Origin of the sequence: Kaistella yonginensis, assembly GCF_030409525.1 — a bacterium.
In the GTDB taxonomy this organism is placed as follows: Bacteria; Bacteroidota; Bacteroidia; order Flavobacteriales; family Weeksellaceae; genus Kaistella; species Kaistella yonginensis.
This window is the reverse complement of record NZ_JAUFQB010000061.1, coordinates 48,197-65,183: the sequence shown is the minus strand read 5'-3', so window position 1 is coordinate 65,183 and position 16,987 is coordinate 48,197. Positions and strand designations below refer to the sequence as shown.

Below are 16,987 nucleotides of genomic sequence, written 5' to 3'. Positions count from 1 at the left end.
TAACAAAAATGAGATCAAAAAAAATCCTTGAAGATTTTCAAGGATTGTAATTTATTGTTTTACGATTTGAGTAACTTTCTGAGTATTGTCACTTAAAACATATCTCATCAGGTATTTTCCTGGTCGAAGTTTATCTAAACGAATTTCTTCTGAATTTTTATTAATCTGATATTCTGCCACTTGCATCCCTAAAATGGAATAAAAAGTAACCGATTTTATTTTCAATGAGGCATCTTTTGACTTTACAATGATAAAATCACGCGCAGGGTTAGGATAGGCAACCATTACCCCATCATCAGATTTCTGATTGGATATCATCGAAACGCGATCAACGGTTTGTGCGGAAATTTTTTCCGAAAACACTGTTAAACTGCCGACTAATATTACAAAAAATAATAATTTTTTCACTGATAATGATTTTATTTTAACTATATCCTTACAAAAGTAGGGAATTCTATTTGAATTGCAATAGTTTTTTTTAACAAAACTATAATTAAATTTGCAACCGTAAATCAAATACCATTCCAGAAAATGATCATCCATTCAAGAAACCGTAGACTTAGAACAAATGCCGCCATCAGAGCGCTGGTTCAAGAAACCACCCTTACCACTAATGATTTTGTAATGCCAATTTTCGTAATGGAAGGCGTTAACAAGCAGGAACCGATTTCCTCCATGCCAGGAATTTTTAGGAGGACGATGGATTTGACGGTAAAAGAATGCCAAGAATTATTTTCATTGGGTGTAAAAGCCGTGAATTTATACATGAAAGTGTCTGATAATTTGAAAGACAATACGGGCAAAGAATCCTGGAATCCGAACGGGCTTATGCAAAATACCATTAAAGCAATTAAAGATGCTGTGCCCGGAATGATCATCATGCCCGATGTCGCCTTGGATCCTTACTCCATGTACGGGCACGACGGAATCATCACCAACGGAAAAATTGATAATGATGCGACCAATGATTCATTGGTTAGAATGTCGGTTTCGTTGGCAGAAGCCGGCGCAGACATCGTAGCACCGAGCGATATGATGGATGGAAGAATTGCTGCCATTCGTACTGGTTTAGAAGAAGGCGGGTTTACTGATGTCGGAATATTGAGTTATGCCGCAAAATATGCCAGCTCCTTTTATGGCCCTTTTAGAAACGCTTTAGATTCGGCTCCGAAAGAAAATGCAGAAATTCCTAACGATAAAAAAACCTATCAAATGGATTTTCATAATTCCAGAGAAGCACTTGATGAAGTTTTAAAAGACGTTGCGGAAGGCGCAGACATTATTATGATTAAACCGGGAATGCCTTACCTGGACATTGTTGCTAAAGTTCGTGAAGCTATTGATTTACCAATTGCCGTATACAACGTGAGCGGCGAGTATGCGATGTTAAAAGCTGCGGCACAAAATGGCTGGTTGGATAATGACAAAGCTATTATTGAAAGTTTGACATGCATTAAAAGAGCTGGAGCAGATATGATTTTCACCTACGCAGCAAAAGAAGCTGCAATTTTATTGAATCAATAGATGACCCTAAATACAACAAGAAGAACTTCTAAAATTTAGAAGTTCTTCTTGCTTTAAAACCAACCTTTCTTATTTTGGACATACGTTCGATCAAACTGTTCGTCACTCATCGTCAAATAGATAATTCCTTCTACAATTCCTATAATACTTGCGACGCCACAGGTTACAAAAGTTAATGCCAGCTGAATAATTCCTTCTTTGGTGTAACCTAGATAAAATTTATGAATCGCAAATCCATTTAGTAAAATTGCTAAAATTCCTGCCGCTAATTTTTTCTCTGAGCGATAGTTTCCATTGCTGAAATTATTGTTTGATGTTGATTCTGGATGGTTGTAACCGTGTGTTTCCATTATTTTTATTTGTTAAATGTTTTACTATAAGTACGCAAAAAAGTGGTGATGTTACAACTAACTTACACTTTACCTAAATAAAACAAACCGATACATTTTTGATGGTCTTCTAACCCAAGAAATTCACCCAAGTGATAAATCACCTGATGCGAACTCCAGTAACAGCCGATTTCATGAGCAGTTGCGGTAAGATACATGTTTTGAACAGCCATGGCAGTCGCTGCAATTTCTTCCCACTCGGGAACCAATCCACTAAAATTAACACTTATCGAAACCACTGTATTTGATTTTGCTGCTTTATCGGCAATATCTAAAAATTTTTTTTCCAGAAAGACTTCTGGCCTCGTGGTTTGTTTGTAGAGCTCTGCTAATTGAGCTCCCAACTGATTTTTTTCTTCCCCACGGAAAACTTTAAACCTCCATGGTTTTGTTTTTTTGTGATTGGGGGCAAAGTTTGCAGCATTTATAATTTCGGCTAAAACCTCATCCTTAATTTCTTCTGTCGAATAGGATTTTGGATAAATACTTTTTCTTGCTTCGATGATATTTTTTAAAACTTCCGTTTTCTCCATTTTTAAATTTTATTGAAAGACTACCAAACTTGTTCGATCACCTGATTGATAGTATTGAGGGTAAAAGAATCGCCTACCTGCTTACCGAACATTATTTTAGCCATCGGACTTTCTTCAGAAATAGCATAAAAACGATCTCCTTCAAAGAAAAACTCTCCTAAAGAAACCGAAATATAAAAACGTGCTTTATTGGTAAATACAATAGAACCCAATTGAATTCTGCCTGATGTTTTATCAACTATTTTAGCTAAATTCCTTTGTAAATCCTTTAATGATGCCAATTGTTTTTGCATCTGATATATTTCTTCCTGCATTTCTTCGCGAATGGAATCATATTTAGAAGTCTTTTTCACCTCGCGACTTGCCTCCAAGGTAAACTCCATAAACTTTTCGAGTTTTTGAATCTTTAGCACAATGATTTCTTTGATATAGGCGCGAACATCACTTTTCACAATCGTGTTCTTTTGCATATTGCTTCTATTTTTTTTTAAAGATAAAAATTCTTTTTTAATAGAATAACGCCAAACAGAAACTAAATTCAGATCAAAAACTACATTTTCAATCGTTGACGGGTTGCTTCATAAAGAATGGCACCGCAAGCTACAGAAACATTTAAAGATTGAGTTTTTCCTTCCATTGGAAGTTTTATTTTTTCATCCGAATGGTGCAGAACCTCTTTAGAAATACCTGTCTCTTCATTTCCCATGACAATCGCACACGGTTGTGTAAAATCAACATCATAATATAATTTCTGTGCTTTTTCTGTGGCAGAAAACACCTGTACCCCCGATTGTTGAAGGAAATCTACTGTATGACCAAGATTTTTTTCCTTACAAATAATTATATTATACATCGCACCAGCAGAAGTTTTAATGGCATCAGAATTCATGGGTGCTCCACCTTTCTCCGGAATTATCACGGCATCAACTCCGGCACATTCTGCAGTTCTGCAAATTGCTCCAAAATTTCTAACATCGGTTAATCGGTCTAAAATTAAAAGAAAGGGTGTTTTCCCAGCTTCGAAAAGTTCAGGTAAAATATTTTCAATGGAATGAAAAGGAACATCAGAAATAAAAGCCACAACCCCTTGGTGATTCTTTCTGGTAAAACGATTCAGTTTTTCAACAGGAACAAAATTCGGTCTGATTTTGTATTTCGCCAGAAGATCTTTTAATTCATAATAAATATCACCTTGTAAACCGTTCTGCAAAAATACTTTATCCACCGTTTTTCCGGCTTCAATTGCTTCTATTACTGGTCTCAATCCAAATATAAAATCGTCTTTCATAAGTTTTGTAAAAAATTAGTTGTGTAAGGTTATATTTTGGTTCCTCACCTTGAACTTGGAACGCCTATTTTAAAATTGTTCGCCAAGAATTGCTCGTCTCTGAGCCATTGTGTAACCTAAATGAATACTTTCATGCATATTATTAAAAATAATTGCATCCTGTATGCTCTTCAGATCCAAGCCGAAACTTGTGGTGTAAGAGGTGTAATCCGGGAAAAAATCATCGTCGTAATCTTTCATTAAAACCTTTGACGTTTCCGTAAGTAGAAAAGCCAAATCATCAACTTCAGATTGCTGCACGTTCAAATTAGGAAGGGTTCCTTTTTTGTAGGTTTCAATCCAGTATTGATCAATACGAAAAGCATTTCCACTTAAATAATAATGCAAAAGCTGCTGCGTAGCCACCGTATGCGCGATGTTCCAGTAAATATTATTATTGAACCCATCAGGAATCAATAATAAATCTTTGGTAGACGTATTCTGCAAAATTTCTAAAAGATTTCGCCGAACTTGACGATGCGCCTGAAAATGATAATTCATTTCGCTATTAATTTAAGGCTCAAAAATAGGTTAATTAACTGAAAATGACAAGAATTTCGCTGAGTTTCATTTTACTAGCCCTCGACTTTAGCGCTGAAAATCCTAGAAATTAATCCCATTTTAAATTTTGTTTTTTAGGCCTTTTTCTTGAAATGAAAATCAGCTCCGAAAAAGGAATACCAAATAAGCCTAAATGTTTAACAAACTTTAACGTAGAATTGGCATTCATTATGTTGATTGGTATTCCTATTTATTGGAAATTTACACTTTAAATTCTACAAACACTATGTCAGAACTCAATCAAGCAGAAGATATAAGACAATTAACCGAAAAAGTAAGAGAACAGAATTACTTTTTTTCACTTTTAAAACAAGAAATCAACAAAGCAATTATCGGACAAGAATACATGGTAGACCGTTTACTCATCGGTCTTCTAGGAAATGGCCACGTCTTGCTGGAAGGTGTTCCGGGATTGGCAAAAACTTTAGCGATAAAAACTTTAGCCGACGCTGTTCACGGTGCTTTTTCACGAATCCAATTTACTCCGGATTTACTGCCCGCAGATGTGGTTGGAACCATGATTTACAGTATTAAAGACAATGATTTTTCCATAAAAAAAGGCCCAATTTTCGCCAATTTTGTTTTGGCTGATGAGATCAACCGTGCACCCTCAAAAGTACAGTCGGCTTTATTGGAAGCGATGCAGGAAAAGCAAGTAACGATCGGTGATGAAACAATGCCGCTGCCGAAACCATTCTTAGTATTGGCAACTCAAAACCCGATTGACCAGGAAGGAACTTATCTTTTACCAGAAGCGCAAAGCGACCGTTTTATGCTGAAATGTACGATCACGTATCCTGATTTTGAGGATGAACGAAAAATCATGAATATGGTTGCCAGCGGTCATTCACCAGAAATTCGTCCGGTTATTACTTTAGAAAATGTAACAGAAGCAAAAAAACTAATCAATCAAATTTACCTTGACGAAAAAATCGAAAAGTATATCTTGGATATGGTTTTCGCCACTCGTTTACCAGAGAAATATGGACTTCCTGATTTAAAAAGTTATATCAGTTTCGGAGCTTCACCAAGAGCTTCCATCAATTTATCAATTGCCGCAAGAGCGATGGCCTTCTTAAAGAATCGCGCATTCGTGATTCCAGAAGATGTAAAAGAAATTGCGAAAGATGTTCTGCGTCATCGTATCGGTTTAAGTTTCGAAGCAGAAGCAGAAGAAATAACTTCTGATGATATTATTGATAAAATCTTGAGTAAAATTCAAGCACCATAAAATAAGACAACAATAAAGTTTTGTAACAGTTGCTCAAAAAAGAATTTCGTATCATCGATTCTCGATATACAGTTCCATATCTTTATTAATAAATGAAAGACATGCAATTAAAAGACATCATCAAAAAAGTAAAGCAGATTGAAATCCGGACTCGAAAGAAGACGGAGGCAACTTTGATGGGTCAATATCACAGCGCATTCAAAGGGCAAGGAATGACCTTTTCCGAAGTTCGCCCTTATCAGTTTGGTGATGAAATCCGCCGGATCGACTGGAATAAAACCGCCCGATTTCGGGAACCCTTTGTAAAAGTGATGGAAGAAGAACGGGAATTAACCATGATGCTTCTGGTCGATATTTCTGCTTCGATGGATTACGGAACACAAACCCAACTTAAAAGAGAATTCGTGGCCGAAATTGCAGCCACGTTAGGTTTTTCGGCTGCCGGAAACAATGATAAAGTCGGTCTCATTTTATTTGCCGACAAAGTATATAAAGTAATTCCACCGCAAAAAGGAAGAAAACACATCTTGGCAATTATCAGCACCATTTTATCCGCTGATTATATTCCCGCTGAAGCGAAAATCGATAAAGCATTCGAATACATGATGAGTGTTTTCAAAAAGAAATCACTGGTTTTTATGTTCTCAGATTTCGAAGATGCCTATGATGTAAAAATGTTACGGGTTGCCGCGCAAAAGCATCAGGTTTTGGGTTTAAGAGTTTTTGACCAAAAAGACAACGAAATTCCCGATGTGGGTTATGCGCTCTTTACCGATGCAGAAACCGGGAAACAGATTTGGGCAAACACGAGCAATGCAAGATGGCGCTATCAATTTGCAGAACAGCAAAAGCAAAAAGTAAGAAACGTAACCGAAGATTTTGAAAGTTCTTCGGCTGGATTTATCAATATTAATACAGCAGAAGATTACTCTAAATTTTTGTATCAATATTTTAGAAAAAGATAAATTTTGAAAAAAACACCAATCCTCCTATTTTTACTGATCAGTACGTTTGCTTTTTCGCAAATCCTTAGTTCAAAACTCGACAAGCAGACTTTGGCTTTAGGTGAACCGGGAATTTTACATATACACATTTCCAATTTGCAAGCCAAAGATGTTTTAGCTGCGCCGAAAAATGAACTGCTACCTTTTCACTTTGAAGAGATCAAAGATAGCATCAGCAAGCAAGCCGACACTTACGATCGGATTATTGAATTTGCCGTTTTCGATGAAGGAAAATTTACTATTCCAGCACTCGATTTTAGAATAAATGGCAAACTGCTCAAAACCGTTCCTTATGATATCGAGGTTATTAATACCGCACAGAAAGGCGATCAGATTAATGACATTATGAAAAACAAAGAGGTAGAATTGGGCGTTCAAGATTACTGGCAGCTCTACAAATGGTATATTTTAGGTGTCTTGATTCTCTTAGCAACAATCTTTATTATTTATCAACTCATTAAATATGGACAACGAAAGAAATCTGATCCTGTTGTAATGACCAACCAAACTTTACGGGAACTCGACCAATTAAAAAAGAAAAATTATATCGAAAACGGAAACTATCGGTTATTTTATGTGGAACTTTTAGATATTACCCGAAATTTCATTACCAAACAATATAGAATTCCGGCAGATGTTTTATTGAGCGATGATTTAATCGATGTCATCAAATTAAATAATACAATTTCGCCAGAAAATGAAAAAGCCATCGAAGAACTATTTTTACGAGGAGATTTGGTAAAATTTGCTAAAGTTTTCCCAGGTCAACAGGATATGCAAGGAGATTTCGATCAGATGAAATCTTTCGTAAAAAACTCTTCCAAAGATTTGGAAGCCGAACAATTAAGAACTGGAGTGTAAAAAAAATGATGACCTTGGATTTTTTAAATTTCGAATTATATAGCCCCTGGTTTCTACTGCTATTTATGGCGTTTATTCCATTAATCATCCGTGATGTGCGTAAGAAAAAACGCGCAGGAATCACCGTTCCATCTACCCAAAATATGGAGGAAAACAAATCGATTCTCTTCGTGTTATTTTTACTAAAGATCTCAAAATACCTCCTGCTTTCTTGTTTGATTATCGCCTTGGCAAGACCGCGAACCTTTACAATTTCCCAAAATCAAGATGACAGCAAAGGAATAGACATCATGCTCTCGGTGGATGTTTCACTCAGCATGTTGTCCAAAGATTTAGATCCCGACCGTTTAACCGCGTTAAAAGAAATTGCAAAAAAATTCGTCAACAGCCGCCCAGCCGATAGAATTGGCCTTGTAACATACGCTGGAGAAGCATTCACCAAAGTTCCGGTCACCTCTGATCACGCTGTAATTATCGATGAACTAGAAAATCTTAACACCCGTGAATTAATTCAAGGCACCGCAATTGGTGAAGGACTTTCGGTCGCTGTGACTCATTTGATCACCAGCAAAGCGAAATCAAAAATTATTATTTTAATGACTGATGGGGTCAACACCATTGAAAATGCAATGCCTACGCAAGTTGGTGCAGAACTGGCACGCAGCAACGGAATTAAGGTGTATTCCATCGGAATCGGGACCAACGGTTATGCCTTAATGCCCACACGACAGGATCTTTTTGGAGACCTTGTATTCACCGAAGAAGAAGTTAAAATTGATGAACCTGTACTCAAAGAAATTTCTCAAACTACTGGTGGAAAGTACTTTCGAGCTACCTCCAAACAAAGTTTAGAAGAAGTGTATAATGAAATTAATCAACTCGAAAAATCAGAATTAAAGACGAGTAAGCTCTACAATTACCAGGAATACTTCCGCAATTTTCTGTGGATGGCTTTAGCCATTTTGTTATTTGATGCCCTATTGCGCTGGGTTTTCTATAAATTTTTAAGTTAGGTGCAAAATGAATATTTTTGGGCGCAATACTATTAATTATAAGAGCAGTCGCACGTGGCGTTGCGGTTACTCATTTCGACGAGTCAAATTAAAAGGATGATTCAATGAATCAGTCGAGCTTACAACTTTAGGCATTTGCTCCATTAAAAGGAAACTAAAAGAATTATAATGAATTACAATAAATGAATTGGACTTTAGGAAATAACTGGTATTTATTTTTGTTGCTGCTTTTGCCGCTGCTGGGAATTATCATGATTGCGTACCTCAACTGGAAGAACCAGCGAAAAAAAATATTTGCAGCGGAAAAATTTCAAAATCAATTATTTGAAAAAAAATCAGGTTTTTCAAAAATATTATCCATTCTCTATTTAATAGCCACCTTATTTTTGGTGCTATCTATCGTTGATTTACTAAGCGGTTCAGAAGAAATAAAATCCAAACAGAAAATGAATAACGTAATTTTTCTACTGGACGTTTCTAATTCTATGAACGCGCAAGATGTAGAACCCAACCGTTTAGATGAAGCCAAAAACATCATCATCAATACCATGGGGCAGATGAAAAATGACAAAGTAGGCATCGTGGTTTTTGCGGGCGAAGCCATATCAATAATGCCATTAACTACGGACTTTACGGCCGCTGAAACTTACCTTGGCGGTGTAGAAACTGCCATTATAAAAACCCAAGGAACCAATTATTTACGGGCCATGCAAACCGTTGCCGACAAATTCAAAAACATTCCTAAAGGCTCTCGGCAAGTGGTTTTACTAAGTGATGGCGAAGATAATGAAGGAAATGAAAAACCAGCCATAAAACTTGCGCAGAAAGAGGAAATTTCAATAATCACCGTCGGTATTGGATCTGAAGAAGGTGCTCCGATTCCGGAATATGTTTTTGGACAGTTGATGGGCTATAAAACAGATCGTAGTGGAATAACCGTGATTTCAAAGCGAGAAAATATAGCCTTGCTAAATATTGCGGACCAAACAAACGGCTCGTATGTCGACGGAAATAATCTAGAAAATGCTAGCACGCAAGTTATTGATGGACTTGGTAAAAGTGCAACTTCTACTGAAACTATGGTTAAATCTAATAATGCGATTCATTATTATCAATATTTTCTCGGTGTTTCGCTCTTTTTCTATCTGTTTATTTTTCTGTTAAATCCCAAGCGTGACTTCAATATTTGATTCAAAATCAACATATTCGCTAGACTTTAACCGAAATTTAACAATTTCAGCCATAGACTTTAACATATAAAGGAATAATTTTGCAGTGATGAATTTAAAATTATTTTTTACGGGATTTTTTTTAGCGCTTGGCTCAGTCTTTTTTTCTGCCCAGGAAAATTATAAGACTTTAGTATTCAAAGGCAATCAGCAATTTGATAAAGAAAATTACGAATCCTCTTCTTCAAAATATATGGAAGCTGTGCAACTCAATGAGAACGAGTTTATGGCACACTATAATCTTGGCAATTCTTTATATAAAAGAAAAATGTATGAGGAAGCGAAAGCGGAATACGAAAAAGCTGAGAAACTTTCTACCACTCTTCCCGACAAAAGTGCTGCACTCTATAACTTGGGTAATTCCTATATGATGCAGGAAAATTCTAAAAAAGCTGCCGAACTTTACAAGCAAGCCTTAAAACAAGATCCTTATAATGAAAGCGTTCGTAAAAATTATGAGATTGCCATGTTAAAAGAGAAAGAAAAAGAACAGCAGAAAAACAAAAAAGATGATTCTGGCGAAGGCGAAGGCGATGAGCAGAGCAAAGAAAAAAACAAAGGCCAAGACAAAGGCGATCAACCACAGAAGGAAGCTGGAAATGGCCAACAAAATAAAGGAGAAGGAGACGGCAAGGATCCCAATGAAAATAAAAATAACAATTCCGATAAAATGCCGAAAGATTTAGAAGATGCTATTCTAAACCGGGTTGGTAATAAAGAAAGAGAAACTGCCAAACGCATTCTTAATAAAAACTCCTACTCCATGCCTGAAAGCAACGAGAAGGATTGGTAATGAAACAACAAATTTCCTACATATTATTTCTTTTTTCTGCCGTATTCACTTACGGGCAGGTGACTTTGGCGATATCTGACGTGAAAGACCAGAAGATTAATCAACGGTTCACGCTTACGGTTCTGCTAGAAATTAGCGGTGAAAATATGGAGCAACAAACCCCACTCCAAATGCCGGATTTTTCAAAGTTTGATATTATTGGTAGTGCTTCTGAACGAAATACGGTTGTACTCGATGCCAGCAAAGGAAATGTTATTAATCAGTTGGTTTATCAATATGTTCTTTCCCCCAAACAATCAGGTAGAATCAAGATCGGCTCAGCATTGGTGACCGTAAACGGAAAAATTTATAAAACCGAACCCTTTGACATTACCGTTCGCGAGGCTGATAAAACAAATTCAGTCGCAGATAATACCGATCGAAACGATCTCTATTTAAACTTAGAAGTTCAGGATAAAGTAGTCTACAAGAATGAACCTACGATTGCCGTTTTACGAGCTTACAGTCGTGATTACGACAATTTCAGAAAATTGGGAAAACTTCATTTCCCTTCCCAAAGAAATGCGAATATTAAACCGGTAAGTTTTGCAAAATCTGAAATCGAATCCAGCGCGGGTATGGCCTCGCAAATCATTGGCATCTTTATGATTTTCCCTTCTGAAACAGGAACGATTGAAATTAACCCAATTTCCGCGACGTTTGCCAATCCTGCAAAGGAAAATAAAATCTCATCAAATAAAATACAGCTCAATGTAAAGAAGCTTCCCGTAGGAATGCCCAATCATTTTAAAAATGCGGTCGGGCAATTTACCATTGATTTATCAACGAATGTGAGCAACCAGATTTCCGAGATTAATAAGCCAGTACACCTTTTCTTAAAAGTCGCAGGCTCAGGAAATTTAGGAAGTTTACATCTTCCCAAGATTTTAAATTCTGAAAATTATTCGTTTTTTACGCCAAAAGTTACTTCCCAAACCACAGCCAATAAAAACGGACTCTCTGGAGCAATCATTGCAGAATACATTGTGGTTCCAAAAATCCCAGGAACGGTGATGATTAAGTTTGAAAATTTCTCCTACTTTGATCCCAATTCAAAAAAATATACCGATTTAGGCTCAAAAGAATTGGTTCTTCAGGTAAAAACACCTGAACAAATCGCCGAAGCCAAAACAACTTTAGAAAAAGTAAATGATTATACCAACACGGTTTTAGAAACGGTGAACACTCCGGTATTGCAAACTCAAAATTTTATAGTAACAGACAAAAACCAAATCAACTGGAAAATTGTGGTAGGCAATATTGCTTTGCTGACCTCCTTAATTACTTTGTTTGCAGTGGTAATGCGCAAAAGAGAAAAAAGAAAATTGAAACCACAACTGCTTTCAAAACCAATCACCACCATTGCGGATACAGAGGAGATGCTTCGAAAAAACCTTAGCAACCATTTCGAGGAAAGTATCGCTTATTTAAATATTTTAAAAGACAATAAAGATATCACCAATTTCTTCTCTGCGTACGACGACCTTCACCGCGAAACGAAAGATTACTACGCTGCTAATACCGAGTCCGATTTTCGAGCTTTTTTAGAACAAAATTTTGGCAAGCAACTTTCTGAACAATATCGTGCACTTTCAGAGCAAATTCAAATTGAAAAATATGCGCCATTTCATTCAGAAGAGCAAGTAGATGAGTTGTATACATCGATTAAAACTTTATATTCTGACATTAACAAATAATGAATAATTTTTCATATTTTTGCGAAATTAATAATTTACACAAATGTTTGAATTTTTCTCTCTAAAAGAAACACTTACCGCTTCGATGATTCTTTTTGCAGTAATCGATATTATCGGTTCTGTGCCTATTATCGTGGGTTTAAAAAAGAAGTTTGGTAAGATTGAAGCTGAACGTGCTTCTATTGTTGCGGGCGCTTTGATGATCGCTTTTCTTTTTATTGGAAATAATATCTTAAAATTAATTGGTGTAGATGTTAATTCATTTGCAATTGCGGGTGCATTTGTAATTTTCATTATTGCCGTAGAAATGATTTTAGGAATTGAAATTCAAAAAAATACCGAAGCCAAATCAGCGTCGATTGTTCCGATTGCATTTCCCTTGATCGCAGGGGCGGGAACATTGACTACAACACTTTCTTTACGTGCAGAATATCATGACATCAACATTATTGTAGGGATTATTATCAATACAATTTTCGTATATTTGGTGCTGAAATCAGCAGATTGGATGGAGAAAAAATTAGGTGATGGAACGCTCCAAGTTTTACAAAAAGTATTCGGGATTATTCTACTCGCCATTTCTATTAAATTGTTTACTGCAAATTTCGCCCAACTTTTTTCAACGTATGTTAAATTTTAATGATTAAAAAAATGCAATTGTTTTACAAAATATTCTTAGCTCTTTTCGTAATATTTATCGGTATTAACCTGTATGTTATCGAATGGAATCTAGGATTTCTTGCGGAAGAAAATTCAACTTTCATCCTTTCAATGTCGGCAGCCATCGTGGGAATTATCATCGTGTTTATCTTGCACAATTTGAGTCGACTTTCGCTTAGGAAATAATTTTTTCAGTAGTTAAAACTGCATTACATCTTTTACCACACCGTTATTTTGGGTATGTGGCATCAATTCTTTGATGATGAATGCCTGAATTTTTTCTTCATCTTTGGTAGTCGGGAAAAGCAAATGAACGTTCGCTCCGGCATCTAAAGTAAAAAATAGCGGGAGATGGGTGTTTTTTCTGAACTCCCAAATTTTATTAATAACCGCTAAAGTTCCGGTTTTCATTAAAATAAATGCAGGTTCGCTCATCATCATCATCGCATGCAATGTTAAGGCCTCATGCTCTACCATCATGATAAAACTTTTCATATCTCCATTTTTCAAAATGGTTTTTAAGGAAGCGAAATTTTCATGCGCTTCTTGAAATCTTCTTTCTGCGTAAGGATTGGTATTCATCAAACCGTGTCCTACGGTAGAACTCACCGATTTTTCACCTTCGTGAATCAATAAGACCCAATCATTGAAGTTTCTAAAATCGGCATGGATTTCTTCGTTAGGATAGCGAACGGCAAAAAAATCAGAACTGCCAGAAACTTCTTTTGTCTCGCCCCAAACAACGAGCCCCTTATACAAACTTCTACACGCACTGCCGCTTCCTAAACGGGCCAGAAAACTTGCTTTCTTTAGAGAAAATTCATCATTTATTTTCCCGCTAAAAGCAGCATCTAAGCTCATCAAACATTTGGCGATCGCACCAAAACCTGAGGCAGAACTCGCAATACCGGAACTGTGTGGGAATGTATTTTCTGTTCTAATGATGTATTTTCCTTTCAAAATCCATGGTAAATATTGTTCTATATTTTGAAAGTATTTTTCAATTTTCTCAGCAAATTTTACTTCTGATTTGCCAGCTAAAAAAGTCGTTACCGAAAATTGATCATCCGCAATAAATTCAATTTCTGTATTTGTTTTACAGTGGTTTAAGGTATAACTAATGCTGGGATTTGCAGGGATTTGATTTTCATATTTTCCCCAATATTTGATCAAAGCAATATTTGACGGACAAGACTCCGCTATTTTTCTATTTGAAATGATATAATTATTTGCACCAAAAAACTCTTCCATATCTACTCTATCGCGGGTTGGCCGCTATTTTATAACGATTAAAATTACTGCCCAAGGGTCATTCCTTCGTCGCATGTTTTACATTATTAAAAAAAATCAGCTTTAAGAAATATACATTTTTTCGACGATGTCGGCATATTTCTGCAAAACCACATTTCGCTTTACTTTCAAAGTTGGGGTAATTTCACCACTTGCAATTTCAAATTCTGCTGGCATCAACACAAATTTCTTAACTTTTTCAAAACCAGAAAATCCTTTTTGTATTTCATCGATTTTTTCTCGGTAAAACTCTTTAACCCGATCCATATTCACCATTTCCTCCCACGAGGTAAATGGAATATTCATTTTTGAAATCTGGTCCTGTAACGCTTCAAAATTAGGAATAATCAAGGCGGTCACGTAAGGTTTTCCTTCGGCAACGATCATCGCTTGATTGATGAAATTATTATTTGAAAGCACATTTTCTATGGGCTGTGGCGTGATGTATTTTCCGTTAGAAGTTTTCATTAAATCTTTAATGCGATCGGTAATAATTAAATTTCCAGCTTCGTCAAATTTCCCTGCATCACCTGTTTTAAACCAACCGTCATGGGTAAAAACTTCTGCGGTCTCCGTTGGTTTTTTATAATAGCCTTTCATAATCCCGCTTCCTTTGGCTAGAATCTCATCATTTTCACCAATTTTAATGGTGGTATCACCAAATGGAATTCCGGCTGAACCATGTTCAAAATGATGAAAAGGGAAGCAAGTTAAGGTTGCAGTTGTTTCGGTTAAGCCATAGCCCACCGTAATATGTATTCCCAAGGCTTCAAAAAACTGCGTAACTTCTGCTGAAACAGAGGCACCGCCACATGGCATAAACCACAGTTTACCACCCATCTTTTTCTTGATCTTATTAAAGACCATCATTCCGGCAATTTTGTTTTTTATATTTAACACCAGCGGAATAGTCTTATTTATTCGTCTGAGTTCAGCAACCTCAGCTCCAGTTTGGATGGCCCAATTGAAAATTTTCTTTTTAGAATCAGAACTGGTATTTACCATTTCGTGAACGCCTGCGTAAATTTTTTGATAAAATCTTGGTACCGCACACATTACGGTTGGTTTTACTTCTGCCAACGCACTCGCAATAAGTTTCGTATTCTCTAAAAAATAAACCTTCGCACCGCCATAAAGCGCAAGTAAAGTCCATGAACGCTCGAAAATATGCGTTAAGGGCAAAAAAGCCAAAGAGGTTTCTTGCTCAAAGTTTTTAAATTTAAAAAAATCAAAATGAGCTTCTACCGATTTATGGAAATTTCCATGCGTGAGCATCACTCCTTTAGGAACTCCCGTTGTACCAGAAGTATAAATAATGGTAGCCAACTCTTCATCATCTTTAGCAATAATCTCAAAAGTTTCTGCTGCTTTTTTGATAAAATCTTCAAGATATTGACTGTCTTCTTTTTTAATCCAAATTGATTTTTTCGCAACGATGACTTGCTTTAAAATCTGATTTCTATTTAAAATATTAAAAGCGGCGTCATATTGTTCCTGATTGCCAACCAAGATGATTTTACACTCCGATTCGTTTAAAATATATTCTGCCTGCTGCTCGTTGTTGGTTGCGTAAATAGGCACTGTTACCGCTCCTAAGGACAAAATCGCTAAATCGGTTACAATCCATTCCGCGGAGTTGTCTGCATAGATGGCAACTTTATCATGTTCATTTATTCCTGCCTCGCGAAGCGCATTTGCGGTTTTAAAAACCAATCTTCTAAAATCGGTCCAGCTAATTTCTGTCCATTTTTCTTTCTTCTTAAAGCCGATCGCCGATTTCCTGGGAAATTTTGCGGTATTTATATTTAAAAACTCTGCAACGTTCATAGTTATTTTTTATCTGAAATGTAATTATTTAAATGAAAATCAATGCTATCAAGCACAGGGATAAACTCAAAATCGAGTTCTTTTTTAATTTTCATATTGGAGATGATATGGTGTGAAGTTACGGTTTCCAGGTTTACTTTACTCATCATTCTAAGCTTAGAGAAAAACCATCCAAACAATATATTGAGCAAATAGCCTATGGTCAAGATTTCTTTCGAAATCATTTTTGCTTTATTTTTTCCTAATTTCTGCCGGACAAAATTGGCAACTTCGAGTATTTTCTTGGTTTCAGAAATGATAATATATCGTTCTCCAAACCTGTTGTTTTCCATTAATGAAATGGCGATTGCCGTAACATCTCTTACATCAACATACGCTGTACTTCCGCTCATCGCATAGGGATATTTCTCGAACGCCTCAAACATTTCGCCGCTACTCGACTGCCAATTTCCACTGCCGATAATCACGCCGGGATTAATGATGACGGTTTGAAGTCCCTCTGCTGAGGCACGCCACACTTCCATTTCTGAAAAATGCTTTGATCGAGCGTAGGGAGAGTGGTTGACTTTTGGGTTGTAATTGGAGTCTTCCGTTGTTTCGCCATTGTCATCTACTCCATCTAAAACTGCGGTTGAACTTACAAAGCAAAATTTCTGAACCGATGAATTTTCACAGGCAAAAAGCAATTGGCGAGTCCCTTCGATATTGGTATGATACATTGTACGACGGTCATCTGGGTGAAAACTTACCTGTGCAGCGCAATGATAGACTTCTGTAACTTGATGTAAGGCTTTGGTAAGAGAATCCTGATCTTCAAAATCAATATCAATCCACTCAATTTTATTAAAAAATTCTTGCGGTTGCTCCGTATAAAATCGGTAGGACTTGTGAACTTCTTCAATATTACTGGAAGTTCTTTTGGTGGCCCGCACCGATTTTCCGCGCTTCAGTAATTCTAAAACGATAACTCTGCCGAGAATTCCTGTAGCACCTGTAACTAAAACCATAA

19 protein-coding genes are annotated in these 16,987 nt (G+C 36.4%); 10 read left to right on the top strand and 9 right to left on the bottom strand.

Features of this window, described 5'->3' with window-relative positions; translation table 11 throughout:
* Positions 1-51: 51 nt before the first annotated feature.
* Positions 52-408: a T9SS type A sorting domain-containing protein gene (locus QWY78_RS13395; RefSeq protein WP_290220651.1), complete on the bottom strand. Its 357-nt coding sequence runs from the start codon at positions 406-408 to the stop codon at positions 52-54.
* A 123-nt stretch (positions 409-531) separates the two neighbouring features.
* On the opposite strand from QWY78_RS13395, the gene hemB reads away from it, so the two are divergent.
* Complete coding sequence (gene hemB / locus QWY78_RS13390; protein ID WP_290220650.1) at positions 532-1,524, top strand: porphobilinogen synthase; 993 nt, start codon at positions 532-534, stop codon at positions 1,522-1,524.
* A 53-nt stretch (positions 1,525-1,577) separates the two neighbouring features.
* On the opposite strand, the gene QWY78_RS13385 is transcribed toward hemB, so the two are convergent.
* The 5 genes from QWY78_RS13385 to QWY78_RS13365 all read right to left on the bottom strand — a co-directional run bounded on the left by QWY78_RS13385 (position 1,578) and on the right by QWY78_RS13365 (position 4,274).
* The gene (locus tag QWY78_RS13385) at positions 1,578-1,874 is read right to left on the bottom strand and encodes a TM2 domain-containing protein (protein WP_290220648.1); all 297 of its coding nucleotides are present in this window, start codon (positions 1,872-1,874) and stop codon (positions 1,578-1,580) included.
* Between the two features lie 62 nt (positions 1,875-1,936).
* Positions 1,937-2,446: a nitroreductase family protein gene (locus tag QWY78_RS13380; RefSeq protein ID WP_290220647.1), complete on the bottom strand. Its 510-nt coding sequence runs from the start codon at positions 2,444-2,446 to the stop codon at positions 1,937-1,939.
* A gap of 20 nt (positions 2,447-2,466) precedes the next feature.
* On the bottom strand, positions 2,467-2,916 hold the full coding sequence (locus QWY78_RS13375) for a hypothetical protein (protein WP_290220646.1): 450 nt from the start codon (positions 2,914-2,916) through the stop codon (positions 2,467-2,469).
* An 80-nt stretch (positions 2,917-2,996) separates the two neighbouring features.
* Positions 2,997-3,734 (bottom strand): 23S rRNA (guanosine(2251)-2'-O)-methyltransferase RlmB, encoded by a 738-nt coding sequence (rlmB, locus tag QWY78_RS13370; protein WP_290220645.1) that lies wholly within the window; start codon positions 3,732-3,734, stop codon positions 2,997-2,999.
* Between the two features lie 69 nt (positions 3,735-3,803).
* A complete protein-coding gene (locus tag QWY78_RS13365) occupies positions 3,804-4,274 on the bottom strand; it encodes a DinB family protein (protein ID WP_290220643.1) in 471 nt (156 codons plus the stop codon).
* 286 nt (positions 4,275-4,560) lie between these two features.
* Between QWY78_RS13365 and QWY78_RS13360 the strand changes: the two genes are divergently transcribed.
* From QWY78_RS13360 to QWY78_RS13320, 9 genes are all read left to right on the top strand, one after another.
* On the top strand, positions 4,561-5,565 hold the full coding sequence (locus tag QWY78_RS13360; protein ID WP_290220642.1) for an AAA family ATPase: 1,005 nt from the start codon (positions 4,561-4,563) through the stop codon (positions 5,563-5,565).
* A 101-nt stretch (positions 5,566-5,666) separates the two neighbouring features.
* Positions 5,667-6,530, top strand: a complete 864-nt coding sequence (locus QWY78_RS13355) for a DUF58 domain-containing protein (protein WP_290220701.1) — start codon at positions 5,667-5,669, stop codon at positions 6,528-6,530.
* 3 nt (positions 6,531-6,533) lie between these two features.
* Positions 6,534-7,430, top strand: coding sequence for a hypothetical protein (locus tag QWY78_RS13350; protein WP_290220641.1), 897 nt, complete (start codon positions 6,534-6,536; stop codon positions 7,428-7,430).
* A gap of 5 nt (positions 7,431-7,435) precedes the next feature.
* Positions 7,436-8,443, top strand: coding sequence for a vWA domain-containing protein (locus QWY78_RS13345; protein ID WP_435389075.1), 1,008 nt, complete (start codon positions 7,436-7,438; stop codon positions 8,441-8,443).
* Between the two features lie 182 nt (positions 8,444-8,625).
* Positions 8,626-9,633, top strand: coding sequence for a vWA domain-containing protein (locus QWY78_RS13340; RefSeq protein ID WP_290220640.1), 1,008 nt, complete (start codon positions 8,626-8,628; stop codon positions 9,631-9,633).
* An 88-nt stretch (positions 9,634-9,721) separates the two neighbouring features.
* Complete coding sequence (locus QWY78_RS13335; RefSeq protein WP_290220638.1) at positions 9,722-10,465, top strand: tetratricopeptide repeat protein; 744 nt, start codon at positions 9,722-9,724, stop codon at positions 10,463-10,465.
* Positions 10,465-12,201, top strand: coding sequence for a BatD family protein (locus QWY78_RS13330; RefSeq protein ID WP_290220636.1), 1,737 nt, complete (start codon positions 10,465-10,467; stop codon positions 12,199-12,201). The genes QWY78_RS13335 and QWY78_RS13330 overlap by 1 nt, the downstream gene beginning before the upstream one ends.
* A 43-nt stretch (positions 12,202-12,244) precedes the next feature.
* Positions 12,245-12,841: a MarC family protein gene (locus tag QWY78_RS13325; RefSeq protein ID WP_290220634.1), complete on the top strand. Its 597-nt coding sequence runs from the start codon at positions 12,245-12,247 to the stop codon at positions 12,839-12,841.
* Entirely contained in the window at positions 12,841-13,047 is a 207-nt protein-coding gene (locus tag QWY78_RS13320) for a hypothetical protein (protein ID WP_435389074.1), read from the top strand. The genes QWY78_RS13325 and QWY78_RS13320 overlap by 1 nt, the downstream gene beginning before the upstream one ends.
* Before the next feature lie 12 nt (positions 13,048-13,059).
* On the opposite strand, the gene QWY78_RS13315 is transcribed toward QWY78_RS13320, so the two are convergent.
* The 3 genes from QWY78_RS13315 to QWY78_RS13305 all read right to left on the bottom strand — a co-directional run bounded on the left by QWY78_RS13315 (position 13,060) and on the right by QWY78_RS13305 (position 16,985).
* The gene (locus QWY78_RS13315; protein ID WP_290220632.1) at positions 13,060-14,112 is read right to left on the bottom strand and encodes a diphosphomevalonate decarboxylase; all 1,053 of its coding nucleotides are present in this window, start codon (positions 14,110-14,112) and stop codon (positions 13,060-13,062) included.
* A gap of 102 nt (positions 14,113-14,214) precedes the next feature.
* On the bottom strand, positions 14,215-15,978 hold the full coding sequence (locus tag QWY78_RS13310) for an AMP-dependent synthetase/ligase (RefSeq protein WP_290220631.1): 1,764 nt from the start codon (positions 15,976-15,978) through the stop codon (positions 14,215-14,217).
* Positions 15,979-15,980: 2 nt separating this feature from the next.
* Positions 15,981-16,985 (bottom strand): NAD-dependent epimerase/dehydratase family protein, encoded by a 1,005-nt coding sequence (locus QWY78_RS13305; RefSeq protein WP_290220629.1) that lies wholly within the window; start codon positions 16,983-16,985, stop codon positions 15,981-15,983.
* Between the last annotated feature and the right edge of the window lie 2 nt (positions 16,986-16,987).